Genomic DNA, 26,461 nt, shown 5'->3' with positions numbered 1-26,461 from the left:
CTCAATGCCGCTTTTCTAAGCCGCAGCTTCTTTCATGGGCCTGAAAGACCAATCCTTGAGGAAGTCTAGGATGCCCATAGCCGTATCAGCCTCATGGGCTCTTGGCGCTTTTCCCTGACGGTGGAGCAGGGACCACAGGCCCCAGGCCGGGCCGCGCTTTCGCTGGCCATCGGCAAAGCGTGACAAAAAAGCCTCAAAGGCTGGCCGTGCAGCCTCCAGAGCCGGATCAGTCCGGTGCTGATCCTCCAGGCGCTTCATGCAGCGCCGGACCTGTTGGGCTTGCTCCGGCGTCACGGTCTGCTTATCCACTGCCGACGCCGAGGCCTCGGGCGCTTCATCCAGCCAGCGCCGACCACGGAGCCAGTTGACGAGGTACGGCACAAAGCGGCCATGTTCTCGGTTCCAGCTCGTCGAGGACCGGAAGCGATCCAGGGCCGCCAGCAAGGAGTCCAGGGCCGGAAGTTCGCCACGCCGCCAGAGCTGATGCCATATGGCGCGGGCCTGTTCTTTGGCTTCATTGCGCGGGTAGGTCGCGCAGAGCCGTTCAAAAGCTGAATTACTCAGAAGGAAATCCCCCCCACCCCCACGGCCTTTTCGCTCCACTATTCCGCTGCGTGACGTTTCATGTTGTTTTGACGTTGGGGGGTAGGGGGGAAATTTTTCTAGATTTTTCCTAGAATTATTTATGTAGCCAAAGTTTGCCTGGGGGTGGTCAAAGTTTGACCCCCTCCTGACCGGAGCGGCGGAGGCAGTGGACGCCGCCCCGGTACGGGGCCGCAGCAGCACATAGGTGGAGGACCGGCAGGCCGCGCGGCGGATGGTCAACAGCCGGGCGCGCACCAGCTCGCCCAGCCAGTTTTTGATGCTTGAAACGCAGTAGCCCAACTCCTGGGCCAGGAACCTATGAGATGGCCAACAATGGTCTTTATCGGAAGCGTGATTGCAAAGAAGCGCGTAAAGCATCTTTGCACCGGGAGAAATGTTTTCCCGCAGCACAAATGCCGGTAGAATAGGGCCGGTGATCTGACCCTTGGGGGTGAAAGTTTCCATGTCTGCTCACTCCAGGCCACGAAAAAGAGCGTAAAACAGAGCTGCGGAGCTTGACGCCGCTAAGCCTTTCGACTAGAGTTGAGCTACAAAATTTGCGGTAGCTCACTCCCGCAGATGAGCCTACGTGTTTGCCGCACGTAGGCTTTTGCCTTTTCTGGGCCTATGCTTTTCTCAAATACGCTCCTGCGCTTGAGTGAATCCGGGCGGCTGGCTCGTCAGGCCGTGGGCTCCGATCCCACGACGACGCTGGCCGCAAATGCGCCAGCGTTTCGCCATAGTGAGGTAGCATGTCAGAGCATCCTTTTTCCAAGCACGTTTTTCCCCCTTGTTATGTTCCTCAAATTTTAACTATCTACAAAGTTCCAATCAAAAAGTGCACTGACTTTGTCTATATGAAGCCAAATCAAAATGTTGATAGCTCATATTCTTGTGTTTTTATTGCTTCAGAAAAGTTCCGTGAAATATGGAAAGATCGAGTTCAAGTAGACTCTCCTCCATTCTTCAGGGGAATGCTTTATACCGAAACAGAAGCATTGTGGCCTCTTGATAGAAAAATCCTTTCTGGAAATATGGACGTTGTATTTTCTTATGGAATAAATAATCCTGTTCCAGCTTCTATAGTTGACATATTTTCAAATTCGGAACTTCATTTGACTGATGGAATTACAAGAATATTGTATCTCCTTTTGAATAAGGCAGAAGCCTTTCCGATCATGTGCCCCAATAAATATGTTAATGATCTTCTAGCGATAGCTGGGATTGAGAACTTTTAATGTCCACCTCGCGTTTTATATGTTCGGCAAGACTTCGCGCAATAATTGCAGGGTCCTCCCCGGATGGGGCATTGGGCCGACCTGTCCACGGACGAGGAAAGAAGGGAGAAGGCCGGGGCTGCTTTGCATCAAGGAGAGTAAGAAGGCAGTTAAGGAACACATCAGTATCCCGAATCCAGCTCTCTACCCACACGGCTTTTTCCAAAAAGTCTGGAAGTTCTTCTTGCAAAAATTGAAGGAGTTGCCGGTTTTCATCAATTTGCTTCCAAATTCCCCGTCCGCAATCGAATCTTTTGCAAAGCAGCTCAATACACGCCAGCTTGCGCACAACTTTAGCGCTGGTCTGTGAAGGAACTAGATACTGTTCTCCTTCTCCTGTACGGACCCAATGTGGGTTCAGACCGAACCGCTCTAACAGCGCCAGCAGGATGTCCGGACTGATATTGAAAATTCCAAGTTCTTGGATCAGCTCCGTTTGTTCGGTACAGCCCGTGGCTCTCAGTATCCGGGCATAGGCTTCAGAAAAGGCTTCCATCTGAAAATGCTCCTGCAATTTGCAAAAAAGTTAATCATTTCAATGAGTCGCATTTGGCTAGCAATGTTTTGATAATAAAAAAAGAGTGTCACACCAGATAGGCGTAACACTCTTTAATCATTAACTTCTTTTTAATATATCGCTACATTTGAAAGGCTGCGCAGTTTCAAAGTTTCATCCCGCCGAAAACAATGTTTTTCGGCTGAATCCTCGCCGCGTTGCGGCGCGCCGCACCATGTACGGCGTTAGAGCCTTTCAAAGTTAAAAAGCCCAAGTCGGCTCAGGCGGGTTCTTTCGCCGCATTCCAGGGAAAAAGCATGGAAAGCAGCAAGGCCAGCGCCAGCCAGAGACCGGCGCCGCCTGCCAGAATCAGCAGGGAACCGGGAGAAACAATATCCAGAAAAGCCGCCCCATCGGAAAACGTGGACGCATTTCTGCCGAAGGCTTGTCCCATATGGATGATTTTCCAGAAGACCATGAAGGCGCTCACACAGGTCATGGCTCCGGTCAGGCGGAACCAGCGGCGGGGGCGGATTGCGGCGATGACGGCGGCGATCAGGCAGATGGTTTCAGGCGCGTGCCACCAGTATGTGGCGAATTGGGCAAAACCCTCGGGCGCGCGAAAGGCTAGAGCCGCCAGCGCGCAGACAAAGGCGGCTGCCGCGCTGGCCCAGGGCAGCAGGGAAAAGGCGCCATCCGTGCGCGGCGCCATAAGACAGGCGAAACCAAAGGCCGCGCTCAAGCCCGCGAGAATGAAACCCATGGGCAGCAGAGGCCGCGCCCAGAGCACACGGCCCACGCAATCCATGATCTCGCTGTCCGCATAGATGAAAACGGCGCAGGCCGCCCCGATGGCGGGCAGAAACCAGAGAGGATGCACGCGTCCTTTCCGGCGCGGCCAGACCAGGGGCGCGGTGCACAGCAGGCACAGCGGAATCAGAAAGCCGCCCCAGGCCGTCCAGGAAATGAAATGCGGACGGAGATACAGCTCATAGGCGCGCAAGGGTTGTTCCAGGCCCATCAGCAGGCAGGCTTGGCCGGCAAGGCCCGAGGCCAGCGCAACCACGCCGAACAAGCGCCCCGCTCCGGCGGACGCGCGCCGCCAGAGGGCCGCGCAGGCCAGGATGGCAGCCGCCGCCCCGACAGTCAGAAAGAAAAACGCCAGCGGCTCCCAGACGCCCCAGACTTCCGGCGGCGCGATATTGGAAAGCTCCATGAAACTAGGCATGGCTTTCCTCCTGCTGCGGCAAGCGCGGCGACATGGGGGTCGCCACGTTGTCCGCGGCAACAAAAACGTCGTCAAGATGCAGATAAAACACAAAGGGCTCCGTGCCCTTTTCCGGATAGAGCACCTTCAGCGCATCCTTATGGGCGTCCAGCGTGCGCCGGATCAGACTGTCGGGCGCGTTGAGATCGCCGAACAGGCGCGCGCCGCCCACGCAGCTTTCCACACAGACAGGCAGCAGCCCGGCTTCCAGGCGATGGGCGCAGAACGTGCATTTGTCAGCCGTGCGGGTCTGGCGGTTCAGAAAGCGCGCGTCATAGGGGCAAGCCTGCACGCAGAAACCGCAGCCGATACAGGCGGAAGCGTCAATGACCACAATGCCGTTGTCGTGTTGGTACGTGGCTTTGACCGGACACACCGGCAGACAGGCCGGTTCTTTGCAGTGATTGCACAGGCGCGGCAACGGCGCGATATACATGCGCTCTTCCCCTTGCGGCCTGAGCGCGTACTCTCCCACGCTGGTCCGGAACGCACCCGGCGGCACGGCATTCTCCATGCAACAGGATACGGTGCAGGCCTGGCAGCCCACACATTTTTTCAGGTCAATAAGCATGCCGTAACGGGGGCCGCGCCCCTGCTCCGAGGCAGGTACGCCGCCTTGGACCGGCGCGGCAAGCCCCAGACCGGCCATACCGGCCAGCCCGGCAAGCTGTAAAAATTTTCTTCGCTGCATATGAAAACCACTGTGATTTCGGGTTAGTTGCACTTTTACGGCGGATTACGATACCCGCCCAAGGATAATGGTTACAAACATACCCGATATGCCCCCACTGTCAAGAATGGGCGAGAAAGACAGCGGCAACTCAACACGAAATGCGGAAACAAAGAGGAGAGAAAGGAGGCGGCGAGAAAAATGCCCGAAACGCTGCGGACCTAAAACTGCGGGAAAGCGAGGGCCAGGACTACTGCCCTCCGCGCACGGCGCGACACGGTGTCCGCAAGGCCAGACTGCCCTCGATCAGGGAGAAGTGCTGGTTGAAATATATTTTTGGGTCAGCAACCGCTCATAAATTTCAAGGGCGTGAGCATGATGTAATAATCATGAGTACTGTTTTGGATAGTTCGTGGAGCGCGGAAAAAGGGGGCGGCTTTGTAGATGAAGCGTGCCTGGTCAATGTGGGTGTTTCACGAGCACGGAAGCAATTCGTATTGGTAACGGACAATGAATTATTCCAGAAAAATGGACATCATGTACATGAGCTGTTGAGGTATATTCAATATAATACGTTAGATGAACACATAATCAATAGCCAAATTGTTTCCGTTTTTGACTTGCTGTATAAAAATTACTCGAATAAACTTGATACGTTGAAGTCAAAACTACTGTATAGATCTAGATTTATGTCAGAAAATATCATCTTTACGGCTCTGAAAGAGATTCTTCAAGAGCCAAATTATTCTCACTACGATATAGCTGAGCAAGTCATGTTGCGCAATATAATCAGGGAAACAAGCAGACTTGATACTCGTGAGGCCGACTTTGTCAACAACGGAGCTTCTATTGATTTTGTTATATATAATAAGCAAGACAAAAAATGTACTCTTATTATAGAAGTTGATGGTTTTGAGTACCATGAAAATAATCCTGAACAGCTAAAGAGGGACGCGGTTAAAAATTCAATTCCGGATAAGTATGCTATACATCTTCTACGATTGGCTACAAACGGGAGGGAGAAATAGAAAAGGTAAAAATCAAACGTGATGGAGTGAAATGATCTCAAGCTCATGGACGCTGAGATTGAGTAGGTGATCACGTCTGAGTCTGGACAAATTTTTCTGCACCAAGTGCATAGAAGTTGCCGCCGTTATCTAACGAATCCTGCCGAAACCTGTTGGTAAATTTTCAAATCGAGGCAATTCTCGGAAAAAACAAACAAAAAGACCGGAATTCTGATTTTTCAGAAATTCCGGCCTTTTTAAATTTGTGGTGAAGGGGAGACTCGATTGTATCATTATTACACTGATTTATTTGAGTAAAAAATATTTATTTTTTTGAATACCAGCGCCTGTACCAACAGTACTCGCCGATGTTGGGAGTTCGAGTATGGTGGGGCCATCTATCAAGAAAGACAATCTACTGTAATACTTAATTCAGCCTCTTCCCGCTGGTCTTTAAAATACAAAGAAGGTACCATGAGTTAACTCATTGATAGACACACAGTTTTTGATCGGTTCAATCCACAAGCTAGAATTGAGTTAGAGTTTTTGACGTCAAAAAGAGTCATTAGAATTTTGAAAGTACAGATTGAAAACCAAGGAGTAAATATTTCTCGCGATCCGTACGTTGCGCTTGTATAATTTTGTGTGTAGCGATCATATATTCTTCGACAAGCTTGGCAATATCTCGGTCAATTTGAGTAAGATACGCTTTGTCTGTACAGAATCTATAAGCGTCTGCCCATCCTTTTACTTTAAGTCTAGTATAATTGAGTACTGCTGAGTATGAATGCTTCTTTACATCAAAATCTTTATCTTCATGCATCTTTGCGATACTTTTACTAAATTTTTCACTCAAGCCGCCAAGTAAGTTATTTCTTGACTTGTTTGACGGTCTTATCGCTCCTGGCTGGATAAAACACCCAAGAAAATTCACACCTTGTTGTAACAATCCTCTTTCTGCTTTAGTATCAGGCTCATCGAGCGTATATACGTTTAACTTGAGTTCTGACAACATCTTTATTGCAATATCAAACGACTCAAATACCTGCCGTTCTCCACCTATAATAATAAAGTCGTCAATATATCTGATACATTCTGTATGCCTTGAATGCTGTTGCTTATCAAATTCATAGAGCAACATATTGCCCAATAGAGGAGAAAGGCAACATCCTTGGATAATTCCAATTTGATCCTTAGGAAATAAATCAATATATGTTTCTATATTGCTTGCTGTAGCATTTTCTAATTCACAATGTATAGCATTTTGAAGCAATTCATTCATACTGTCATCAGGGAGAAGCTTAAAAATCGAGCCGAGTGCATTACTATGCGGTATTGAGCCAAAAAAATTCTTTATGTCTGTTTTTATAAAAAATCTAGCTCCATTCCTAGTTTTCTCATTCAGAACACCAATTGCTTTTCTAACTCCACCCTCTTTATTACCTCCAAAACTATTTTTATTATTTACAGCATTTTTTATTGAGTTTACTTCAAGAAGAGTATTTAAAATAGAACGTTGTATTATACGATCATCAATACGTGCGATGCCAATGGGGCGGTATTTCCCTTTTCCCTTCTGTAAGAGAACTCCCTTTACAGGAGAAAAAGAAAAGCTACCCCGACTTAATCGTCGTTGTAGCTGTTCAAGATTTTTAAAGAGTTCACCAGAATAGTTTTCTACGTCTGACCTTATTTCCAAATTAAGAGACTGGCTACCAGAGGCATGCACGGTTTTCCATGCCTCAAACAGGCTTTGCTTTGATATAGCGCACTTGAAAAGGGTCTTACGTCTCGGCATACGATGTCTTTTCTGGGGCGGGCTTGTCAGTTAACCATGCCCAACCATACAGCATTGTTGCATCTCGTCAGCTTCCCGTACGGGCCATCTGAAACGTTGCCACTACGAGCGACGTTGCACCTCCACTCCATCAGGCCAGCTATCAGGCTGACTATCCGGGCCAGTGCCAAGATGGGCCAAAGCGAGAGACGAAGCCTCACCTGGAAAATCGCTTTGGCACGTTTTTGCATGCAGCTTTAGTCATGGTGTCTCCTTTGAGTTAGGGTAGCTTTTTCACCTTGGCTGTCAACTGTATGCGTCCGGGGCCATCCTCCGCCGCACAAATAATGCTGCTGACCGCCTGACAAGGCCCGCGCAGGGTAATGGTTACGGTCACACTAAGTATGGTTGGGCGGACGTTGCATCTCGTCAGCTTCCCGTACGGGCCATCTGAAACGTTGCCACTACGAGCGACGTTGCACCTCCACTCCTTCAGGCCAGCTATCAGGCTGACTATCCGGGCCAGTGCCAAGATACAAAAGGGACATAATCATAATTAACCGCACGTCAAGGCAAATTCTAAAAAAACATAGCGCTGCCTTTCAACGCTTCCAAACTTCATGCCTTGACTATTGCGGCGTGGTGTGCTTTTAGTTCTCCAGGTGCCTAAGAACACCTTTCCAGCGACGGCTCCCACCCTGTTAGTTTGTGGGTTTTCTTGCGCCCTTTTTTGGGGCGTGATTCCTGCATTATGTCTCCGGGTGTGGGTGAAATACAACACCGGCTTGCCGGGAAATAGCCCGCCGTCTCGCTGGCGGTTCTTAGCACCCGGAGTCTTTCATTTTGAAAGGCTCCAATAAGAAAACCCAGCGAGGTGTCTTATGTCCAGTGTTGAATCAACTCCGCATTATTCTCAATCTTCTCCCACGCCTCCTACTCTTCTCGATTTTGCCGCTCTGGCTACGTCACTCCAAGAGATCGCACAATCTCTGCTTGTCTGTGCGCCACAGGGGCCGACAAACTCCACAGCCATGCCGTCAGCAAGCCGGGAAGATGGGGAAACCCGTTCCTTCTATTTTCCCCAATCCGCCATTCACATGGAAAGGGAACTTCTGCGCAAGTATCGGGCGACAGATTTTCAAGGGTTATTGGAAGAAGTATATACGTTACTGGTCGGCTTGGTCAAACTCATGCAGAGCGTCCACAAGGATGTGCGCGTGAGAGGGTATGTCATTTCAAGTCTGGGAGCACAGCTTGACCACGCAGCCGCGCTTGTGCTCCGGATGCGTCACATTTATGAAAGGGTAGTACCGGTACAAGGATAGAAACCTGAAAGGCCTCCGGTTTTTGACCGGGGGCCTTTTTGTCCAAGCTACAAATCTTCCGTGCCTTGTGCGGAGAAGAAAGTTGTCCTTTTTGTCATACCCGACGTATCCTCTTGCGTCGCGTTTTCAGTGCTCACAGGCGGCGGGGGTGTGTCTTTCTTTCCTCCCTTCTCGCGTCTGGATTCGTTCAGGTACTTAGCCAGTGTGGGCGGCTTTATTTCAATGCCCTTCTCATGGAGTTTTTCGGCAATCTCCTGGATATCGAAGCCGCGCTTTTTCATCCGTTCCAGCGTCGAGGCCAAGGCGAAAATCGCCTCCTTCACGGTGAGGTTACGATTTCCGTCGAGAGTGACTTTTACGGGCTTGAGCTTGGCGAACTCCGTTCTGATTTCCTTAACTTGGGTAGCGTTGATGTCCATGTTATTTGCCTTCTATATTTGTAGCGGGGTCATGCCCCGGATTTGTCTTTCTGCCTTTGGCGGTCGAGCGGCACGGTCGCCCACGTTTTACGAAGTAAAGCATAGTGGGCTATGCTTTTGCCTTTCGCAAAGACTCGACGCGGACTCAACGGCCCATTCCCATACCGCGCGGCCTCTGCTCCATGCACTGCACTCTTTCCCGTTCGCGCTCCAACTGCTGCGCCTCTTTTTCTTTCGTCAATTCAGCTTCTCGACGCTCCTGCTGTTCTCGTTCTTGGGCCAGCCGATTTTGCTCCGTTGCTTTCCGTTGTGCTTCCTGCCGTTGCTCTTGTAAGTAATCAAGGTGCATTTTGTTGGCCTCCGGATTCCAGCGGAAAAACTTTTCGATTTCTTCCAACCGAGCGGATAAATTGCTATGGTCTTTCATCCATCTCATCAGTGTTTTGTCGCTTCTTTGCTGCTGTTCGTTTTTTTCTCTTTCCAGCCGCGCAACCTGTTCCTTCAAAGTGAACACAGCGTTACTCAAGCCCTGAATCTCGGCCTCCTGTTTTTCACTTTTCGCGGTGACAATGCCTTTTGCCGCAATCACCTTTTTCTGGCGTTCGATAATGGCTTGATCGGCTTCCAGCGCAACCTTGTAGTTGAGCATTGACGCCTTGGGAATTTCGGTCTGCTCGGAGAGTGCTTTTTCCGCCTCCTGAGCTTGCTGCTCATAGGACTGTAAACGCTCTTGCATGGCGAATTCTTCTTGCTGGCGCTGTTCCAACTCGGCATTCACGGCCTGAGCTTCCCGTTGCAGACTGTTCAACGCTTCTTGTTGCTGTTTGAACTCACGGGTATCCAGATGCTTTTTCGTCGCTCCCGGCATTTGCTCAACGCCACGCTGCACATTGAAGCCTCGGCTTTGCAGATACGCGGGCAACTCTGTTTGCAACTTTTTCAGGCTTTCCCGCGTGTAGATTTTGTTAGCGTTAAGTCGCCCATCAGACGTTACCGGCACATGCAGGAAGTGCATGTGCGGCGTTTTCTCGTCCATATGAACCGTTGCGGAAATGACGTTTTCCGAGCCTACGAAATCCGCCAGAAACGCTTTGCTTTCCTCGAAAAAACGCTTGGTTTCCTCCGGAGGGAGCTTTTCAAAAAAGGCGCTGTCCGACGAGATAATGAGGCCGCACATATGCACAGCATCCTTCCGCACGGCCTTGACCAGCAAGAGGTCATCAATGCGGTTCTGGATGACCTCGACGTAGTTTCCGGCGATGGGTTCGTGCAAATCGTAGTTGTGTCCGCTCCGCTCGTAATCAATATCGGGGTTGGAATGACTTTCGCGCTCACGCCTATTGTGGCTCTGAATACCCCTGACGGCCTCTTTTTTGAATTTATCCATGTGTAAGACGATGTAGGACATAATCGTACTTCCTTGCACTACTGGCAGCTACTGTACCGCTGTACCGCCCCTTAGAGGGCGGTACAGCGGTACACCTGAAACGGCTACTCATTGCTCCTCTTCCAGCTTCTTTTTCAGCCGCTGGATTGCTCCCTTAGATTTGCCCATTTCCTCGGCACAGTCGCGTATGCTGTAGCCTTCGCCCAAGAGGCGTTTCAGTTCCTCCAATTCCACGTCTTCCAACTCTTTGGTGTGCCATTGCAGCACATTGCCCTCTGTCACCAGATTGGCTTCAAAAGGCTTGGCGTCATCGCCCAATATGCCCCGCGCTTTTGTCAGATGAACTTCAAAACGTGCACCCTCGGCCATGCTGTATTCCCTGGGTCTGCGTAAACTGATGACCGTATCCATGATGTCCTCCCTGGCACTGGTTCCGCGCTGGTCACCGGACTTTCCGGCATGGTGAATCAGCAGGACGGTTATTCCCCTGCGGCGCAGTTCTAGAAGCCATGCCTGCATAGGTTGCCAGGATTGGGATTCGTTTTCTTTCCCGGTACGGCACAAGGTCGCAATATTATCCAGCACAACCATATCCACGCCTTTCAGAAACGGTTCCAGCAGCGTCTGCCCACTCACGGTGGACAAATCCGGCATGGGGCAAGGTTGCAAATCCGGCGTGATGAGGGACAGATTTTTCAAGGCGTGTGGAGGAACGGACATGCCGCTGACAAGGGACGTAAGACGGCTTTGCATCGATGTGGCGGGCATTTCTCCGTCCACATACAACGTCTTTTTGGGCATTGGCGCCCGCCAGTTGAAAACGGCACCGCCGGACGCCACCGCAACGGCAACGCTCAAGGCCGCAAAGGTCTTGCCGATACCGCGTGGGGCGTACATGATGCCTATGCCTTGAACCGGGAGAATCGGCGAAAGAAGATACCCCCGTTCGGGGATGGCCATGGAAAGAAATTCTCCCATGTCCAAGGACACCAGCGAAGGGACGTTGCCGCCAGGGGCTGAAAGATGTTCAGACGCTTCCAACTGGCGGCGAACCTCCTGTAACCCTTCGCTTTGGTGGAGGTCGTTAAAATCCGTGCCTGCTACTGTAGTAAAAAACGGAAGGACAAGCCGCGCTTGCGCCTTTTGCGCGGCTTCCTCCCCTTTGCTACGGCCCGCTTCATCATCGTCGCCGCAAATGAGTATGGTTTTACCGGGAAGCTTATTCCGCAGAGCGCCCGCCACTATGGGAAGGTTGTTAGCCGAAAAAGCCACATACACCGTACCTTCATACGCGAGATGAATACTGGCTCCAGTGGCGTACCCTTCACAAATGGCTATAGGTTTTTCTGGTTTGCCCTGAATAACGAAATATCCGCCGTGGACTTTTCCACCCATGAGAAAGCGCTTCTCGCCCTCTGGGGTTATACGTTGCATACTTTGTAAATTGCCTGAATCATCTCTGACCGGAACAAGCAGCGCTCCATGCTGGTCTTGCCGTATCTCCGCAAGTGCGGGAACGCCTTTACGCCGCAAATAGGGATGTTCCTGGGAACAAGGCATGGAAGCATTTAAGTCGCTCTGCGCCTTTTGCGCTGCCTTTGCTTGTCGCCGGGCAAATTCAGCTTCCCGGCGTAGTTTCATGGCCGCTTGGCGCTGCTGTAATGCCTCTTTTTCCACTGGGGAGAGTGTTCTTTCTTCTGCTTCGGAAAACGTGCCTTGTTCACCGCTTTCCCAGTTGCACCACCAAAGTGTAGCCGGGGTATCAAGGTGGGCGATATACGCGCCATTCTGCTTGTGCGGTTTGGTTTGGGTGGGGCAACGGCGCAATTCTCCATCCGCTATGATTTCAGACGGCATCAGCCCTGTGTCGTTCAGAATGTTCTGGAAGGTTTGCAGAGTGTTACTCATTGCCGCCCTCGTTCTGCTGCTGGCCGTTCACGCTTTCAATGAACGCCTTGATATCCTCGGCTCTCCATACGGTTGTGCGGGGGCCAAGCTTCACCGGCTTGGGATAACGCCCGGTGCGGCATCCTTCCCACCATGCGCTTTTGCTGATGGGGAAGATGGCAAGAACCTGGGGAAGACGAAGAAAACCGAAAGCGGGGATTGTGGGTTGATTCTGATACATAAAAAACCTCCTGAATCGTGTTGGATTTCAGGAGGCTATAAAAGAGGCTCGTTGGAAATGTACTGGAAGAGAGTTGGAATTATTTTGACATATGTGCCTCTCTTATATGGTTGCCGAGCGCAATCCGTCCAGATAATCGGCCCAGGATTGCATGAGGTTACACCTTTCGTCCATATACTCCGCCCGATTGTAGGCCAGCCGCACGGCGTCCGGTTCCTTATGGGCAAGTTGGGCTTCAATGACATCGGCCCGGAAGCCCAGCTCGTTGAGCCGGGTACTGGCCATGGCGCGAAAACCGTGCAGGGTCATGACATTCTTGCCGTAACCCATGCGGCGCAAGGCGGCCAGCGGAGCCATGTCGCTGATGGGCGTGCTGGCCGCCCGGATACTGGGAAACAAAAAGTCGCCGTTGCCGGTGTAACGCTGGAGGTCGTGCAGCATGACAACCACCTGCCGCGCCAGGGGTACCACATGTTCACGCCGCATCTTCATGCGTTTGGCCGGGATGTGCCACACAGCACCCTCCAGATCAAATTCACTCCAGTGGGCAAGGCGTAATTCTGACGGGCGAGTGAACACATAAGGAAGAATTTTCAGGCAAAAGAGCACTGAGGTATGCCCGGCGTAGTCGTCGATGTCACGCAAAAGCCGCCCTATGGCTTCCGGCTCTGTGACCGCCGCAAAGTGGATGTTCTGCACAGGCCGCAGGGCCTCGGTGAGTCCGGCGGCCACATCATACTTCACGCGCCCGGTGATACGGGCATAGCGCGTCACCTGCCCGCACAGACGCATAAGTTTATGCGCGGTTTCATGATGGCCCATGCGCTCTGCCGGTTGCACCACCGCCAGAAAATCCGCCGGTTCCATTTGCGACACAAGTTTACCCCCGACTACGGGAAACAGGGTATTTTCCAGATAGCGCCGTAGCTTCTGTTCGTGCTTGGAGGAAAGTGTAGGGCCATATTTTGCGAACCATTCCCGCGCCACCGATTCAAAGGTATCGCGTTCTTCGCGTTCCTTGGCGATGATAGCGGCCTTGGCCTCGCGCTTTTCCGCACCGGGGTCGATACCCTTGGCAAGCTGCTCCTTAGCTTCTTCACGGAGTTTACGGGCATCGCGCAAAGATAGTGCCGGATACGCGCCAAAACTGAGCAGCTTCTGTTTGCCCTCAAAACGGTAGGCCATGCGCCAGAGCCTGCTGCCCGTGGGCGTCACGTGCAGGTACAGCCCGCCGCCGTCAGACAGCTTCTGCACCTTGTCTGTGGGCTTAAGGGCACGAAGGGCGGTGTCGGTGAGTTTCATGTTGGTATCCTCCAAAAATGTCCAGAATGACACGGCGATGACCAACAAAATATACATATAACCACTGAAATATATTTAATATTTTTTCAGTGTTGGTACTAAGCCGCGCCGAAATGTTGCCGTGGTATTGGTACCAGCAGAAATACCAAGACTTTGGAAAGGTGTCCACGTTGGTACTTGGATTTATGGGGACAAACGAGAAAGGCCGGAATCACATTTTTCTTAGTGATTCCGGCCTTTTCAGGACTCTTTTGGACTATTTGATGGTGCCGAAGGGGAGACTCGAACTCCCACTCCCTTGCGAGAACTAGACCCTGAACCTAGCGTGTCTACCAATTCCACCACTTCGGCGCGAAGATGTATTTAGCCTAAGCGACACCGGCTGGCAAGTATTTTTTTCAAATCAGGCAAAAAAATTTCCATAACTGCCGAAAATCCTTACGGGCCGCCAAATTGCAGAGCACGAAAGAAATTCGGCGGCGTGCATGAAAGCGAACGGCACTCCACTGCAAACGGCAATCTCTGTCGCGTTTGACAGAGTTCGCATCTTGGGGATAGGGGAAGATAGATACAAACCGTGCATCTTCGCGCGGATAGCGCTCATTTTTATTTTCTAGAGCGTTTTGATATTAAAAATATCTCAACACTCTGTGCGGGTTTTCCGTGGAAAGCCGCACCGCGAAATTATCGCAAGGCGAATTTACTTCGCCGTTAAGCGATAATTTCAAGCGCAAAATGCTCTAAAGGACATCCTATGCAAAAACTGCAAAAAGGTTTCTGGCACTATCTTGAGCTCTGGCGGGCGCTCTTTCCTCGCCGCCGTCCGTTGCGCTGGCGCGGCGACTGGCTGCAAAACGGCTATTGCCGCGACTGCCGCTACTGCTGTGGCCCGCAGGACTCAAACGTCCCCTTCCCCATGGCCCTGCTGCCGGGGCAGCTCCGCCCCAACCTCAGCGATGATTTCTATCTGCTCAACGCGGATACGGCCTATCTGGACGCCAGGGGCTGCAAGTCCGACACGGACCACGGCTGCCGCCTCATGCGCGCACAGCGGCCCGTGGCCTGTGGGCTGTTCCCGCTGGTGCCGGCCAACGGCAGCCTCTATCTCTATAAGACCTGCCCGGCCGTGATCTTCACGCCGCTGGACCGTCTGGCCGACCTGGGCCTGGAGGCCGCCCGCTGGCTGAGCGGCTTCAACCTGGCGGATCTGCGCCACATCTCCCTGGAGCTTCCGCTCCGGACTCTGGCGGACCACTATATCTCGCTGAACATCACGCTTTTTGACGAAAACGGCGTGGAACTGCGCCTGAATTGAATGCGGGGCAGGCTTACCAGCCGGGCAGGAATGTCCGGCTGGCATAGCCCTGCGGAATGCGCAAAAGATCGGCCAAGGGCAAGGCCAGATAGCGGGCCAGAAGGCATCTGTTCAGCCCGGCATGCCCGGCCAGGAGCAGAAGCCCCTCGGGATAGCGCGCCCGCCAGCGTTCCAGAGCCGCCAGGGACCGTTGCTGCACCCGGACGAAACTTTCGCCGCCGGGCGGGCTGAAATGAGCGAAATCCCGACCGCGCGAGGCGTACTGACCGGGAAAGGCCCGCTCCACCTCCGCGGGCGTCAGCCCTTCCCAGTCTCCCAGACTGATTTCGCGCAGATCCGCGTCCGCATGCACAAGCAGGGGCCGCCCGGCAGCGGCGGCAAGGATGGCCGCCGTTTCCCGGCAACGGGACAAATCCGAACTCAACAGAGCAACAAGGCGCGGGTCGGCCAGCACCGGCGCAAGGTCCACAGCCAGGGCCCGAATCTGGGCGCGCCCGGCTTTGCTCAGCGGCAAATCACGCGCACCCACGAAACGCCGTTCCGGGTTAGGCGGCAATGCGCCGTGACGCACGAGCCAGAGGCCCCGCTCCGCCGTCACGTATCGCCTCTGCTACTGTTCGGTTCGGCTTCCGGCTCCCCGTCTTTGGCCTCGGGCAGGGCCTCAAGGGCCTGCCGTGCAATATCCGCCGGGGGCCGCCCCATTTCACGGGCCAGACGCGCCTCCAGGGCCCGGGCACGCCCCAGACGGCCCCGAATGGCCGCACAGGCGGCGGGATCGGCGGCATACAGATCCAGCTTCTGGCCGAAACGCAGTTCCAGCGGCACAAACTCCCGGCCGTGACAATACTTGTCCGCCAGATAGACCAGTTCGCGCTCAGTCAGCGGCGCGGCGTCGGGTACGCTCAGATCACGATGATCCGCCACCAAAGCTGCGGCCACGGGCAGGCCCAGCTCCGCCAGGAAGCGGCCCCCGGCCTTTTCATGCTCCGGCAGGCCCTTACAGATATCGTGCAACAGCCCTCCGGCGCGCGCCAGCTCAGGATCCGGCCCGGTCCCGGCCCATCCCCGCTCCGCCCTGCTCTCACGCAGGACCTGAGCCAAGGCAGCCGCCACGGCGCCCACGGCGCAAGCATGGCGCAAGCCGCGCTCAAGGACGCGGCACAGGCGCAGCAGATTCCAGGCCTCGGCGGGCCACAGCGCCTCCCGCAACGCGGCCAGCGTCCTCAGACGGGCGTAATCCTCAGGGCGGTCCATATCTTCCAGAATAAAGGAATCCGCCACCGGCACATACCGTCGGGGAAGTCCGGCCAGTGCGGACCGCAGGCCGCCCTCGCCCCCTTGCCGCGCATGGGCCAGGATGTGCTCCCGGTACGCGGCGGGCAGCAGCGGCGGATGACCTTCCTTGCTCTCATAGGTGGGAATCAGTACGGAAGATGATCCGTGCTGAGATTCACTTGCCGCCGCGTCCAGCAGCGCCCCCAAGGTCAGAGAGCGGACCAGAGGCACGTCCACCGGATGCACGAAACAGGCGGCGCAGCCGTCAGGCACGGCGCGCAGCCCGGCGCAGGCAGAGGAGAACATGCCCTCTTCCGGCCGGGGATTGCGGACGACGGTCAGCCCCAGCCCGCGCGCCGCCGCCTCCACCTCCGCCGCATGGAAACCGCTGACCAGCAGAATGTCTTCCACACCCACCCCGCGATAACAGCGGACCAGTCCCTCCAAGGCGGAACACGGCTCGCCGCCGGACAAAAGAGGCAAAGACAACAGGGCCTTCACCGCTCCCATGCGGGAGGCCCGGCCCGCCGCCAGCAGAATGGCACATGCCTTCACAATCCCACTCCTTCAGGAAAACGCGCCGCATCCAGATGTTTCGCCCGTGACGCGCCGCTGCCCTTGGCCGGGTGGACCACACGCACGCCCTGCCCCGCGTCCGTATCCAGCCGCCCCAGCAACGGCCCCAGACGCGGCAAGGGGCTGCCGCAACGACAGGGTCCCGGCAGCAAACTCGCAATGTCGCCGGTACGGTACCGGATCAGCGGCATGGCCTCGCGGCTGAGCGTGGTCAGCACCACCTCGCCCGTTTCTCCCCAGGGCAGCGGTCGCCCGTCGCGCGGGTCCACCACTTCCAGCAGGGCGTCCAGGGCCCGCAAATGATAGCCGTCGTGGGCCGGGCATTCCACGGCGCAGCCGAAGCCGCTCTCCGTCAGGCCGTAGTGATCCAGTAGTTCACGGTTCCAGGCCGCGCGCAGCCGTTGCCTCAGGTCCGGGTCAAGCCGGTCCGTGCTGGAAAGCACTCCGCGCAGGTCCGGCGGCGCGGCCCTCGGAAAGCTGCGCAACAGACCTTCCAACTGCGCGGGCGAGGCCACCAGAGCCTGGGGCCGGTGCTCCGTCAGCCAGTGCGCACGCGCGGCAGCTCCGGCGGGGGTCATGTCAACGGCTATAGCAGAGGGCAGCCCCTCCACCATGACGCCCAAGGGGCCCAAGGTTCTCCGCAATAGATCCGCCACGCCGTCGGGGCGCTCCGCCCCCGGCAGGAATACGGCCAGGACTTGGCCCGCCCGCACAAGTTGCCCCATGCCCACCTGAAAAAAGTCGCGCGTGCGGGCCAGATCGTGCTCCGTAAAGGCCAGGCGCTTGGGCGCGCCCGTGGTGCCCGAAGTTTGCAGGCTGACCATGCGCTGCACGTCGCCCTGCGACACGCAGCAAAAATCCCGCCAGTCACGCAGATGGGTGGCCGTGGTCAAGGGCAGGCGAGCCAGATCCTCGGGCCCGTGCATCTCCAGATCACAACCGGCCAGATGCCGGGCATAAAAGGCGCTGTGCCGCGCGGCATGGCGCAGGATATGGTTCAGGGCTTCGGTCTGCGCCGCGCGCAGCCGTATCGGAAGCGCCGCCACGCTTTCCGCGCCGCAGGCCTGGGCCAGCCAGCGGTCCATGGGATGAGGGCAAGGGCCGAAACAACGCTCTCGGCTCACGCCCAGGCCCCGCTATAAAGACGAGCGCCGTCGCGGGCCGTGAGATTGTGCAGGCAGAAAGGCACCAGCCGCCCATCCGCCTGGACCACATGGATGCAGCAGCCGCGCACCCGCTCCAGATCCAGACTGTAGGCGTCCTGAAAGGCCATGGCCGAAACGGTGAAACGCCGCTCCGCTCCGGCCCGGTTCAGAAAGCGGCTGAAATCATCGGCACGTTCCGGACGCGCCGCGCCGCCTGGCGCGTCCGCCTCCGGTATCCGTTCGGCTCCCTTCCAATGCAGAGCCACAAACTGCCTGGCCTTGCGCGCGCCTTCCGCCGCCAAGGGCGGCACGGAAGAGCAACAGGACTGCCCGGCCTGAGGCAGCCATTCCAGTGCGGCGCCATCAGCGCCTGTGCGGCGGTAGGCCGCGCTGAAGGAACAGAGCGCATGCTCGCAGCCCGGCGGGTGGAAATGCTCCATCCGGACCAGCTCCGGCGCCTGCCGCACCAGCGCGGCCATAACTTCGGGCAGGGTCAGCCGGGGCGCGTCGCTCAAGGCCCAGGGATAACGGCCGAACGAGGACACGGGCTGAAAATGCACGCCGCGCACCGCAGGCCCCAATGCCAGAGCCAGGCGGAGCAAGTCCCCCACTTCACCGTCGTTGACGTGGCGGGCCAAGGTGGCCACCAGCACCACGCCCAGGCCGGCGGCGGCGCAGGCCTCCACGGCCCGGCGCTTCAGGTTCAGGCAGGCTCTGCCGCGCAAGGTCTCGAACACGGCTTCGCGCACGCCGTCCCATTGCAGGTACACGGAATCCAGACCCGCGGCCCGCAGCCGGGCGGCGTAGCCCGCGTCACGCCCCAGACGCAGGCCGTTGGTATTGAGCTGCACCAAGCCGAAGCCGCGCTCCCGCGCCAGCGTCACTATGGCGGGCAAATCCTCGCGAATGGTGGGCTCCCCGCCGGAAATCTGCACATTGCAGGCCCCTGACGCCGCTTTCAGACTGTCCAGTTGCGCGGCCAGCGCGGCTAAGGGAGGATCGGGCGGCAGGGTCCCCTCCGTTTTGCCCGCTCCGGCATAGCAAACCGGACAGGCCAGATCGCAACGCATGGTCACTTCCACCAAGCCGGTGCAAGTGTGCTGGGCGTGCAGGGGGCAGAGCCCGCAGTCAAAGGGGCAGCCCCGCGCCACAGCGGTACGGGGCTCCTCCGGGTAGGAGGGACTTTTGGGCCGCGACCAGGACTCGAAAGGCGGCGCATTCACAATGCCGGGTACGGCGCCCTGTGCATCAACAGGCTCAAGCGCAACCCAGGCCGGCACGCTGAACACGCCATGTTCCGGGCAGGTTTTGCGCAAAAAGACGCCCTTCTCCGCCCCCGCCGTTTCCGGGCGCTCGTACACGGCCTCAATACGGCGCAGACAGATGGGGCACAGGCTTTGCGTGCGGCGCAGAATCACGGCATCGGCCCCGTCTGGACGGCAGTCAGATCCAGCTCATAATTCTCGGCCAGTTCCAGAATTTTTTCCCAGCATTCGGCCAGCAGATCGCCGCAGGCCACGGGATCGGGCGTCGCGTCTGTTACTGCCCCGCCGGAAGCGGCTCCCAGGCCCGTGGCGATACAGCCGCAACTGATGCCGCCGTAAGGATTCACGCGCTCGTAAAACCAGGTGGCGTACTCATTGAGCAGAGGCGTGAGCATGGGATGGGCCGTCTCGTCGTCCGTACCTTTGCCCGCGGCCAGAGCCAGGGCGCAGGCCCCGCCCGTCAGCAGGCCGCAGGGGCCGTCCGACTGGCCGATGCCGTGGCAGAGCCCTTGCATGGCGCGCACCAGATCAGGATTCTGCTGGTCACGCGCCTGCAACATGAGCAAGATCAGCAACTGGCTGCAACAATAGCCCTGGCGGACCATGGGCAACAATTCCAGCATGAGAGGATTCATGAGCCCTCCTTTTGCGCTATCCACAGGCCGTAGCCGACAGCCCCGCGCCTACCGCCGCAGGCGCAGCCGCAGCCGCCGCGCAGCCATTCGGGCGCGGCCTCGGCTCCGTACCAGAGCAACCGTGCCGCCATTTCGACCAGCGCCCGGCTGTGGTCCTCAAAACAACGCGGTACAAAACCGGCCCGGACAAGCAGGCCCTCCCAGACGGCACGCGAACGCGCCCCGGCCAGGCAGCCGGATTCCGGGGGAGCCAGGCTCGCGTCTCCCTCCTTCGGCATGTCCCCATGTCGGAAAAGATCGCTCATCAGCAACGCGCCGCCGGGTCGCAAGGCCCGACGGCAGCCGCGCAACGCGTCCAAAGGATCAGGCAGGAGGGAGAGTACGCATTCGCTGAGCACGCCGTCCACGCTGTTGTCGGCGAGGGGCGGGCAAGCGGCATCCCCTTGCAGAAAAATCACGGCTGGGCTGCGCTCCGCTCCGGCTGCCCGCTTCTCCCAGGCCGCATGCGTGCGCCTGTCCAGCCCCAGAGGGCGGTAGCCCAGCCCGGCCAGCAGTTCCAGGCTTGCGCCCGGACCACAGCCCAGGTCCAGCAGACGCGCGCCCGGCGCAAGGCCGCATCGGCGCGCGGCCAGTTCCAGAGCGCGCCGGGTCAGCTCCGGACCGCCCGGCCGCCAGATCTCGCCCGCCACGCGCTGAAAATCTTCCTGTTCCCAGAGAGGCTTCACTTGTCTTCCAGCAGAGCTTCCACTTCCAGCATTTTACCCTCGGCCAGGGATTTGGGCACCATGGTCAGCCCGCACTGCGGGCAACGCGGCAGAAAGACGTCAAAAGCGCTGTTCAGATAAAAGACCTGCACTTTGCCCTGCTCCAGCGGGCAGCCGCAACAGCCGCACCGCCATTGGCCGCCGTCCGGCGGATAACTGGGTCCCATGGTCATGCGCTTGCACCTCCCTGCTCACAGCAATCCCGGCCGTCCCCCGCGTCGGAGCCGCCGGGACCACCGGGCCCACCGGAACCAGGCACGCGCATGCGGTGGCACCAGGCGTCGTACAGGACAAGCTCGCCGTTCTCCCGGCCGTATTCCACCCAAAAGGTCACCTGACGGGGCCGCCAGGAGCCCAACCGGTGCCCGTTTTCCTGATTTTCAAAGTATTGTCCGCTGGCCTCCACCCCGGCCACGGCCTCTTCCACGTCCGAGAGCAGAATGTGCTTCTCTTCCAGGCGGGCCAGCAAGTCCGGCGGCACATGCAGCGTGCCGGGGGCCGGTTCCGGAAGGTTTTCGCCCAGATAGTCGCGCAGCAGACGGCGGCGCAGGGCCGCCCGGTTAGCCCGGCGCGCCGACAGGCCGGGCCCTCTGCGGGTGCCTCTCCCAGTGCCTTCTCCCGCATCAGAGGCCGGGAAAAGCAGGTCCAGCAAATGCCAGCATTCTTTGCCGTCCGCCACCAACCGGTCCCGGCACATGATGCAGGAGGCCAAGGCCGGATACGGCAGCTCGGCGGCGCGGTGTTCGCTCATGGCTTGGGCCAGCTCGGGCTGCGCGCACCAGACCAGGCCGCCGTAACCGCAGCAGGCCGTGGTCGCGCCGGTCAGGCGCGGTTCCTCAAGGCGCGCGCCGCATTTCCGGGCCAAACCGCGCACGGCTTCCAGCCAGGCCCCATCCCAACGGGCCGTGCAGGGATCATGAATGGAAAAGACCTTGGGCAATCCGGCTTCGGCCCGGTCCTTTGCCTGTCCGTCCACGTGTTCCGGCGGCAGAGGCAGGCCGTTCAGCACTTCCCAGACGGATACGGGCCGCGCCTCGGGCAAAGCCAGACGCAGGGCGCTCACACAGGAAGAGCAGGCCGCCATGATCCGGGGCCGCCCCAGAACGTCCCACTCTTTCCGGATTTCCGCAGTGCGCTCCTTGAACAACGCCTCGCGACCGGCCCAGCGCGCCGGGATGCCGCAACAGGAAAGCAGCAGGGACACGCCGCCCTCCCCGTCCCGGTAAGGCAGGACCGCGCGCAAAAAAGCATACAGCGCCGCAGTCTGCTCTCCGCGCGAGGCGGCCAGCTGACAGCCGGGAAAGAACAGCCAGGACGCGCATGCGCCCTCGGGCAGCGCCACATCCGGCAAGGTCAGGGCGCATTCCGGACCGGAGGCATTTTCCATGTCCTCCAAGGCGAATTCGTGGGCCGAGGGCGGCATGAAATCGCGCTGTACCATATCCTCGCGCGCCGCCAGGCAGAGCTCGGCCATGGAGAAATTTTCCGGGCACAATTCCTCGCACTGCCCGCAGAGCGCGCAGCCGTTGACCAGAGCATTGGCCGTGTGCAGGCCCTTGACGATGGAGGCGTTATTGTGGATCTGACGGGCGTAGACGCGCGGGTAGCCTTTGTATTTCTGCAGATAGACGCATTCCCGCACGCAGATCAGGCACTGGCACTGCAGGCAGCGCCCGGCCTCCAGGGCCGCTTCTTCCGTGGTATAGACCGGGCCGGAGGGTTCCACCCGCGCCAGGGGGGCGATGCCGTCCAGAGGCGTGTGCAATGGGCCCTGCACCTTTTCACGCGCCGCCGTCAGCGACACCTTGCCCACCAGCCGTTCCAGGGTCTGGGCAGCGCGGCGCCCCTGCCCGGCCTGCGCCGAAGCCGAGGCATAGACGTGTCCCGTGGGCGTCCGGCTGAGCCAACCGGCGCAACAGATATTGTCGCGCCAGTACAGGGTCCACGCGTCCACGACGTTCACGCCATCCACGGCGTCCATGCCGCCGGGCGCATTCTCCGCCGGGGCAAAATTTGGAGCCAGACCCGGGGCCGCGCCCGCGTCTATGAGCACGCCGTCGAACTCCGCCGCCACCCGAGCCAGACAATCTCCGTCCAGCGCGGCGGGGCTGAACGTCACCTTCTGGCGGCCCAGCAGTTCCCAGTCGCCGGCCAGGGGATCATCCTCACGGCCCGGGCGCAAGGCCGGGTACTGTCCCAGCAGAACGCTTTGCGCGTCGCCCTGATAAAAAACCGTCACCGGGTAGCCCTTGCGCGAAAGATCCCAGGCTGCCGCCAGACCCGCCAGGCCCGCGCCCAGCACGGCCAAGCTGAATTTTTTGCGCGGCATGGGCAGGGGACGGCTCTGCGTGCCCACGGCATACACGCAGGCATGCTCCAAGGCGTGGATGGCCAGGCTGCCGCCCAGGTCCAGCCGCAGGCAGACGTTTTCACAAGGATGATCGCAAATCCGGGCCAGAATACCCGGCAAAGGCAGATGGCGCTCCAAAATTTTCCGGGCTTCCGCCGGGCGGCCTTCGGCCATCCGGGCCATGAAGGCCCGCACATCCAGATTGAAGGGGCAGGCCGCCTGACAATGCGGCGGGCTCTCCTGGGTACAGCGGGCCTCGATTTCACGCAGACGGGTCTGATCCATTTTCCCGGCCTCAGTATGTGGACATTGGAAATTTCACGCGCGGGAGACTCCCGGCGCGGGGCGGAACCTGTTCGCAAGTATGGCACGGCGGGGATTTACACGCAAATCCCCGCCGCGCGGTCCACAACGAATAAACGAACAAGGGGGAGGTTGCCCTCCCCCAGACTGACGACAAACCCCGCTTACGCGGTGTTTGCGCCGCCATCGGCTCGTTTTCAGGAAAACTCGCCGGGCGGAAAGGCACAAAAATCAGTCGCTACGCTGCTGTCTGTTTCCCTAAACCGCGTTGCGGCTAAAGGAAATGCCCGACGCTGCCGGGCACCCTTGGGGCAGCTAACGGCACGGCAAAGCCGTGATCTACCTCTGATTTTTGGTCGCGTTGACTTTGCCAACGCTCTGGGGGAGGTTGCCCTCCCCCTGTTTGCAGATTGTCTTACTTGGGCATGGCCTCCAGCACCTTTTCCGGATAGGCGGGCAGGTGCGTGATGCGCGCGCCGCAGGCATTGTAGATGGCGTTGATGATGGCCGGGTGCGGCGCGGTGAGGGGCATTTCGCCCACGCCCGACGCGCCGTGCGGGCCGTCCTTGCGCGGAGTCTTCACATAGACGATTTCCATTTCGTCGGGAATCATCTGGATGGAAGGAATGCCCGCGCCGACCATGGTGCTCTGCTTCTTGATGTCCTCATAATCCTCGGACAGGGCCAAGCCCACGCCTTGGGCCAGGCCGCCGTAGATCTGGCCGTCCACGATCAACTGGTTGCAGAGTTCGCCGATGTCGGCCACGCAGGTGAGCTTTTCCACCTGAGTTTTGCCGGTAGCCTTTTCCACGGCCACTTCGGCCATGAACAGGCCGTACATATAGCAGGCAAAGGGGCTGCCCTGGCCGTTGGCGTCGCAGTCCTTGGCCGGGGCGGACCACTTGCCGTCATAGCGCAGCGGACGGCCTTCGGCCTTCATGCCCGCGTAGTCCAGGAAGCCGCCGGCGGGTTTGCGCATGCCCTCCATGAGCATTTCGCAGGCCACGCGAATGGCGTTGCCCGTGACCACCTGCGAGCGCGAACCACCGGCCGGGCCGGAGTTGGGAGTTTTGCTGGTGTCGTTCATGACCAGGCGGATTTTCTCCGCCGGGATGCCCATCGGACGCAAGGCTTCATGCGCCGTGCCCAGCGCGCCGGAATCCGCGCCCTGGCCGTGATCCTCCCAGGAGGAGCCCACGGTCACGCCGCCGTCCTCATTGAGTTCCACCCAGGCCTCGGAGGTGTCCGGGCCGTCCAGGCCCGCGCCGTACACGCCCAGAGCCACGCCCACGCCGCGTTTGACTTCGGGGGTGGAGAGTTCCTTGGCGCGTTTCTTGGCGGCTTCATACTTGGGCCGCATGATGTCGAACATCTCCGGTAGGCTCATGACTTCGGGGGTCTGGCCCGTGGGCGTGGTGTCGCCTTCCTTGTAGCAGTTGAGAGCGCGCAGCTCAAAGGGGTCCATGCCCAGCTTCTCGGCCAGCATGTCCATAAGCACTTCGGAGGGGAATTCGCTTTCCGGCGCGCCGTAGCCGCGGAAGGCCGCGCCCCAGCAGTGATTGGTGCAGACCGTGCGGCCTTTGCCCCGGATGTTGGGGATGCCGTAGCCCGCGCCGATGTACTGCGCGCCGCGCAGGGTCAGCAGGTCGCCGAATTCCGAATACGGGCCGTGGTCCACGGACCAGTCCGTTTCCATGGCCAGGATTTTGCCCTGCTTGTTGGCGGCGTAGCGCATAGTGGTCCAGAAAGGCGAGCGCTTGCCGGTGTACTGCTGCTGTTGTTCATAGTTGTAGCGCAAATGGCAGGGGCGGCCCGTGGCCATGACGGCCACGCCCAGCAGGGCTTCCATGGTGGGGCTGAACTTGTAGCCGAAGGTGCCGCCCGTGGTGTTCTGCACCATGACCAGATCCTTGGGGAATTCCAGGCCCAGGCCGGGCGCGATCATCAGGGCGTGCAGATGGATGCCCACGGATTTGGAGTGGATGACAACCTGGCCCTGCTCATTGATATACGCGTAGCCCACGTCCGGTTCAATGGGCAGATGGGGCTGGCGCTGGGTATAGAAGCTGCCTTCCGCCACCACATTGTCGGGGTCGTCGAAGAAGGGCTGGGTTTCCGCCCCCTTGGCTTCGTTCTGGTCGTAGTAAACGTTGGGCGTGCCGGGATGGATTTCAATGGCGTCCGGGGCCATGGCTTCGGGCGCGCTCATGTATTCGGGCAACAGCTCCAGGTCGAATTTAACCTTCTCCGCCGCAGCGCGGGCATTGGCCTCGCTGTCGGCGCAGACGATGGCCAGGGCGTCGCCATACTGGAACACCTTGGTATCATTAAGAATAGGCCGTTCCCAGCCGTCGCCCTTGTTGGTGGGGAAGGTGATCAGGCCGGTGATGCGGTTTTTGCCCTTGACGTCCTTATGGGTCAGCACGCGATACACGCCGGGCATCTTTTCGGCTTCCGAGGTGTCGATGCCCTTGATGATGGCATGGGAAACCTTGGCCTGGGCCAAGGCCAGATGCAGGGTGTCGGGCGGCATGCGGTAGGCGGCGTCGGCGCCGAATTCCGCCACGCCCGTGACCTTGGCCACGGCGCTGGGCCGGGGCAGGCGCGAACCCCAGATGCGGCCGTCGGCGGGCATCTTGAACTGGATGTCCTCCAGCGTTTTTTCGCCGCGCATCACGGCCGCCGCGTCCATGACCGCGTCCACCAGCGGTTTGTAGCCGGTGCAGCGGCAGATATTGTGGTGTTTCTGAAACCAGTCGCGCACGTCCTCACGGCTGGGATTGGGATTTTCATCCAGCAGCCCCTTGGCCGACACGATAAAGCCCGGCGTGCAGAAACCGCACTGGGCCGCGCCGTGGAAAATCCAAGAATGCTGCAACGGATGCAGGCAGGTGGGCGTACCGATGCCCTCCAGAGTGGTGACGGCGGCGTTTTCCGGCACACGGCGCATTTTGGTGATGCAGGAACGCACCACCTTGCCGTCCAGAATCACGGTACAGGCGCCGCACTGGCCCTTGCCGCAGCCCACCTTGACGCTGGTCAACTGCAACTGCCCGCGCAGCACGTCAACCAGGGTGTCGTCGGGGTTGACCAGCAATCGTCTGGGAATGCCATTAACCACAAGCGTTTTTGTTTCCATGTGCGACTCCTTGGTAATGTATGGATATCCGTGCCGAAGCGGCCAATCCGCCCC

Annotated in this window: 23 protein-coding genes, 1 tRNA gene and 1 other RNA gene; 4 read left to right on the top strand and 21 right to left on the bottom strand. The window is 58.2% G+C overall.

Going from position 1 to position 26,461, the window contains the following annotated elements; translation table 11 throughout:
- Positions 1-15: 15 nt before the first annotated feature.
- Positions 16-1,050, bottom strand: a complete 1,035-nt coding sequence (locus HMPREF0326_RS07770; RefSeq protein ID WP_020990406.1) for a helix-turn-helix domain-containing protein — start codon at positions 1,048-1,050, stop codon at positions 16-18.
- A 201-nt stretch (positions 1,051-1,251) separates the two neighbouring features.
- Positions 1,252-1,325: hammerhead ribozyme type II (locus HMPREF0326_RS16010), an RNA gene on the bottom strand.
- 12 nt (positions 1,326-1,337) lie between these two features.
- Between HMPREF0326_RS16010 and HMPREF0326_RS16745 the strand changes: the two genes are divergently transcribed.
- A complete protein-coding gene (locus HMPREF0326_RS16745; RefSeq protein WP_147568391.1) occupies positions 1,338-1,823 on the top strand; it encodes a plasmid fertility inhibition factor family protein in 486 nt (161 codons plus the stop codon).
- Here HMPREF0326_RS16745 and HMPREF0326_RS15540 read toward each other — a convergent pair.
- The 3 genes from HMPREF0326_RS15540 to dsrO form a co-directional block, all read right to left on the bottom strand.
- Entirely contained in the window at positions 1,783-2,358 is a 576-nt protein-coding gene (locus tag HMPREF0326_RS15540; protein WP_020990405.1) for a hypothetical protein, read from the bottom strand. The genes HMPREF0326_RS16745 and HMPREF0326_RS15540 overlap by 41 nt on opposite strands.
- A gap of 280 nt (positions 2,359-2,638) precedes the next feature.
- Positions 2,639-3,586, bottom strand: a complete 948-nt coding sequence (gene nrfD, locus HMPREF0326_RS07755) for an NrfD/PsrC family molybdoenzyme membrane anchor subunit (RefSeq protein WP_008686416.1) — start codon at positions 3,584-3,586, stop codon at positions 2,639-2,641.
- Positions 3,579-4,316: a sulfate reduction electron transfer complex DsrMKJOP subunit DsrO gene (gene dsrO / locus HMPREF0326_RS07750; RefSeq protein ID WP_008686415.1), complete on the bottom strand. Its 738-nt coding sequence runs from the start codon at positions 4,314-4,316 to the stop codon at positions 3,579-3,581. Before dsrO ends, nrfD begins: the two co-directional genes overlap by 8 nt.
- A 302-nt stretch (positions 4,317-4,618) precedes the next feature.
- On the opposite strand from dsrO, the gene HMPREF0326_RS16005 reads away from it, so the two are divergent.
- Positions 4,619-5,323 (top strand): DUF2726 domain-containing protein, encoded by a 705-nt coding sequence (locus HMPREF0326_RS16005; RefSeq protein ID WP_198012618.1) that lies wholly within the window; start codon positions 4,619-4,621, stop codon positions 5,321-5,323.
- 544 nt (positions 5,324-5,867) lie between these two features.
- Here HMPREF0326_RS16005 and HMPREF0326_RS16000 read toward each other — a convergent pair.
- Positions 5,868-7,100, bottom strand: a complete 1,233-nt coding sequence (locus HMPREF0326_RS16000) for a reverse transcriptase domain-containing protein (protein WP_020990403.1) — start codon at positions 7,098-7,100, stop codon at positions 5,868-5,870.
- A gap of 860 nt (positions 7,101-7,960) precedes the next feature.
- On the opposite strand from HMPREF0326_RS16000, the gene HMPREF0326_RS17395 reads away from it, so the two are divergent.
- Positions 7,961-8,404 carry an ATPase gene (locus HMPREF0326_RS17395; protein ID WP_232224919.1) on the top strand — a complete coding sequence of 148 codons (444 nt, stop codon included), beginning with the start codon at positions 7,961-7,963 and terminating at the stop codon, positions 8,402-8,404.
- A gap of 47 nt (positions 8,405-8,451) precedes the next feature.
- Here the strand turns inward: HMPREF0326_RS17395 and HMPREF0326_RS07735 are convergent, their stop codons facing one another.
- From HMPREF0326_RS07735 to HMPREF0326_RS07710, 6 genes are all read right to left on the bottom strand, one after another.
- A complete protein-coding gene (locus HMPREF0326_RS07735) occupies positions 8,452-8,823 on the bottom strand; it encodes a hypothetical protein (protein ID WP_008686411.1) in 372 nt (123 codons plus the stop codon).
- Positions 8,824-8,968: 145 nt separating this feature from the next.
- Positions 8,969-10,231: a MobV family relaxase gene (mobV, locus tag HMPREF0326_RS07730; RefSeq protein ID WP_020990402.1), complete on the bottom strand. Its 1,263-nt coding sequence runs from the start codon at positions 10,229-10,231 to the stop codon at positions 8,969-8,971.
- A gap of 87 nt (positions 10,232-10,318) precedes the next feature.
- The gene (locus HMPREF0326_RS07725; protein ID WP_020990401.1) at positions 10,319-12,118 is read right to left on the bottom strand and encodes an AAA family ATPase; all 1,800 of its coding nucleotides are present in this window, start codon (positions 12,116-12,118) and stop codon (positions 10,319-10,321) included.
- A complete protein-coding gene (locus HMPREF0326_RS07720) occupies positions 12,111-12,338 on the bottom strand; it encodes a helix-turn-helix transcriptional regulator (protein WP_008686408.1) in 228 nt (75 codons plus the stop codon). The genes HMPREF0326_RS07725 and HMPREF0326_RS07720 overlap by 8 nt, the downstream gene beginning before the upstream one ends.
- A gap of 102 nt (positions 12,339-12,440) precedes the next feature.
- The gene (locus HMPREF0326_RS07715; protein ID WP_008686407.1) at positions 12,441-13,640 is read right to left on the bottom strand and encodes a tyrosine-type recombinase/integrase; all 1,200 of its coding nucleotides are present in this window, start codon (positions 13,638-13,640) and stop codon (positions 12,441-12,443) included.
- Between the two features lie 264 nt (positions 13,641-13,904).
- Positions 13,905-13,991, bottom strand: a tRNA-Leu gene (locus HMPREF0326_RS07710).
- Between the two features lie 403 nt (positions 13,992-14,394).
- Between HMPREF0326_RS07710 and HMPREF0326_RS07705 the strand changes: the two genes are divergently transcribed.
- Positions 14,395-14,955 (top strand): hypothetical protein, encoded by a 561-nt coding sequence (locus HMPREF0326_RS07705; RefSeq protein WP_020990400.1) that lies wholly within the window; start codon positions 14,395-14,397, stop codon positions 14,953-14,955.
- A 13-nt stretch (positions 14,956-14,968) separates the two neighbouring features.
- On the opposite strand, the gene HMPREF0326_RS07700 is transcribed toward HMPREF0326_RS07705, so the two are convergent.
- From HMPREF0326_RS07700 to HMPREF0326_RS07660, 9 genes are all read right to left on the bottom strand, one after another.
- Complete coding sequence (locus HMPREF0326_RS07700; RefSeq protein WP_269545671.1) at positions 14,969-15,526, bottom strand: histidine phosphatase family protein; 558 nt, start codon at positions 15,524-15,526, stop codon at positions 14,969-14,971.
- A gap of 23 nt (positions 15,527-15,549) precedes the next feature.
- Positions 15,550-16,785 (bottom strand): DVU_1551 family NTP transferase, encoded by a 1,236-nt coding sequence (locus HMPREF0326_RS07695; RefSeq protein WP_008686404.1) that lies wholly within the window; start codon positions 16,783-16,785, stop codon positions 15,550-15,552.
- Positions 16,782-17,930: a DVU_1553 family AMP-dependent CoA ligase gene (locus HMPREF0326_RS07690; RefSeq protein ID WP_232224916.1), complete on the bottom strand. Its 1,149-nt coding sequence runs from the start codon at positions 17,928-17,930 to the stop codon at positions 16,782-16,784. Before HMPREF0326_RS07690 ends, HMPREF0326_RS07695 begins: the two co-directional genes overlap by 4 nt.
- Complete coding sequence (gene trsS / locus HMPREF0326_RS07685) at positions 17,927-19,369, bottom strand: radical SAM (seleno)protein TrsS (RefSeq protein ID WP_008686402.1); 1,443 nt, start codon at positions 19,367-19,369, stop codon at positions 17,927-17,929. Before trsS ends, HMPREF0326_RS07690 begins: the two co-directional genes overlap by 4 nt.
- On the bottom strand, positions 19,366-19,851 hold the full coding sequence (locus HMPREF0326_RS07680) for a DVU_1555 family C-GCAxxG-C-C protein (protein ID WP_020990398.1): 486 nt from the start codon (positions 19,849-19,851) through the stop codon (positions 19,366-19,368). The genes trsS and HMPREF0326_RS07680 overlap by 4 nt, the downstream gene beginning before the upstream one ends.
- Entirely contained in the window at positions 19,848-20,576 is a 729-nt protein-coding gene (gene trsM, locus HMPREF0326_RS07675; protein WP_008686400.1) for a DVU_1556 family methyltransferase, read from the bottom strand. Before trsM ends, HMPREF0326_RS07680 begins: the two co-directional genes overlap by 4 nt.
- Positions 20,573-20,788, bottom strand: a complete 216-nt coding sequence (locus HMPREF0326_RS07670; RefSeq protein ID WP_008686399.1) for a DVU_1557 family redox protein — start codon at positions 20,786-20,788, stop codon at positions 20,573-20,575. Before HMPREF0326_RS07670 ends, trsM begins: the two co-directional genes overlap by 4 nt.
- Entirely contained in the window at positions 20,785-23,250 is a 2,466-nt protein-coding gene (locus HMPREF0326_RS07665) for a pyridine nucleotide-disulfide oxidoreductase/dicluster-binding protein (RefSeq protein ID WP_008686398.1), read from the bottom strand. Before HMPREF0326_RS07665 ends, HMPREF0326_RS07670 begins: the two co-directional genes overlap by 4 nt.
- A gap of 433 nt (positions 23,251-23,683) precedes the next feature.
- Positions 23,684-26,407, bottom strand: a complete 2,724-nt coding sequence (locus tag HMPREF0326_RS07660; protein ID WP_008686397.1) for a molybdopterin-dependent aldehyde oxidoreductase — start codon at positions 26,405-26,407, stop codon at positions 23,684-23,686.
- Positions 26,408-26,461: the final 54 nt, after the last annotated feature.

This window comes from Desulfovibrio sp. 3_1_syn3 (assembly GCF_000145315.2).
Taxonomy (GTDB): domain Bacteria; phylum Desulfobacterota; class Desulfovibrionia; order Desulfovibrionales; family Desulfovibrionaceae; genus Desulfovibrio; species Desulfovibrio fairfieldensis.
This window is presented reverse-complemented; position numbering and strand designations above follow the sequence as displayed.

Bases quoted from the DNA above. Each gene is read 5' to 3' on its own strand.
- HMPREF0326_RS17395 (WP_232224919.1), top strand. From the start codon at position 7,961: ATGTCCAGTGTTGAATCAACTCCGCATTATTCTCAATCTTCTCCCACG.
- HMPREF0326_RS07705 (WP_020990400.1), top strand. From the start codon at position 14,395: ATGCAAAAACTGCAAAAAGGTTTCTGGCACTATCTTGAGCTCTGGCGG.
- HMPREF0326_RS07680 (WP_020990398.1), bottom strand. From the start codon at position 19,851: ATGAATCCTCTCATGCTGGAATTGTTGCCCATGGTCCGCCAGGGCTAT.
- dsrO (WP_008686415.1), bottom strand. From the start codon at position 4,316: ATGCAGCGAAGAAAATTTTTACAGCTTGCCGGGCTGGCCGGTATGGCC.
- HMPREF0326_RS16745 (WP_147568391.1), top strand. From the start codon at position 1,338: ATGTCAGAGCATCCTTTTTCCAAGCACGTTTTTCCCCCTTGTTATGTT.
- nrfD (WP_008686416.1), bottom strand. From the start codon at position 3,586: ATGCCTAGTTTCATGGAGCTTTCCAATATCGCGCCGCCGGAAGTCTGG.
- HMPREF0326_RS16000 (WP_020990403.1), bottom strand. From the start codon at position 7,100: ATGCCGAGACGTAAGACCCTTTTCAAGTGCGCTATATCAAAGCAAAGC.
- HMPREF0326_RS07770 (WP_020990406.1), bottom strand. From the start codon at position 1,050: ATGGAAACTTTCACCCCCAAGGGTCAGATCACCGGCCCTATTCTACCG.
- HMPREF0326_RS07725 (WP_020990401.1), bottom strand. From the start codon at position 12,118: ATGAGTAACACTCTGCAAACCTTCCAGAACATTCTGAACGACACAGGG.
- HMPREF0326_RS07735 (WP_008686411.1), bottom strand. From the start codon at position 8,823: ATGGACATCAACGCTACCCAAGTTAAGGAAATCAGAACGGAGTTCGCC.
- mobV (WP_020990402.1), bottom strand. From the start codon at position 10,231: ATGTCCTACATCGTCTTACACATGGATAAATTCAAAAAAGAGGCCGTC.
- HMPREF0326_RS07715 (WP_008686407.1), bottom strand. From the start codon at position 13,640: ATGAAACTCACCGACACCGCCCTTCGTGCCCTTAAGCCCACAGACAAG.
- HMPREF0326_RS07720 (WP_008686408.1), bottom strand. From the start codon at position 12,338: ATGTATCAGAATCAACCCACAATCCCCGCTTTCGGTTTTCTTCGTCTT.
- HMPREF0326_RS07660 (WP_008686397.1), bottom strand. From the start codon at position 26,407: ATGGAAACAAAAACGCTTGTGGTTAATGGCATTCCCAGACGATTGCTG.
- HMPREF0326_RS07670 (WP_008686399.1), bottom strand. From the start codon at position 20,788: ATGACCATGGGACCCAGTTATCCGCCGGACGGCGGCCAATGGCGGTGC.
- HMPREF0326_RS15540 (WP_020990405.1), bottom strand. From the start codon at position 2,358: ATGGAAGCCTTTTCTGAAGCCTATGCCCGGATACTGAGAGCCACGGGC.
- HMPREF0326_RS07665 (WP_008686398.1), bottom strand. From the start codon at position 23,250: ATGGATCAGACCCGTCTGCGTGAAATCGAGGCCCGCTGTACCCAGGAG.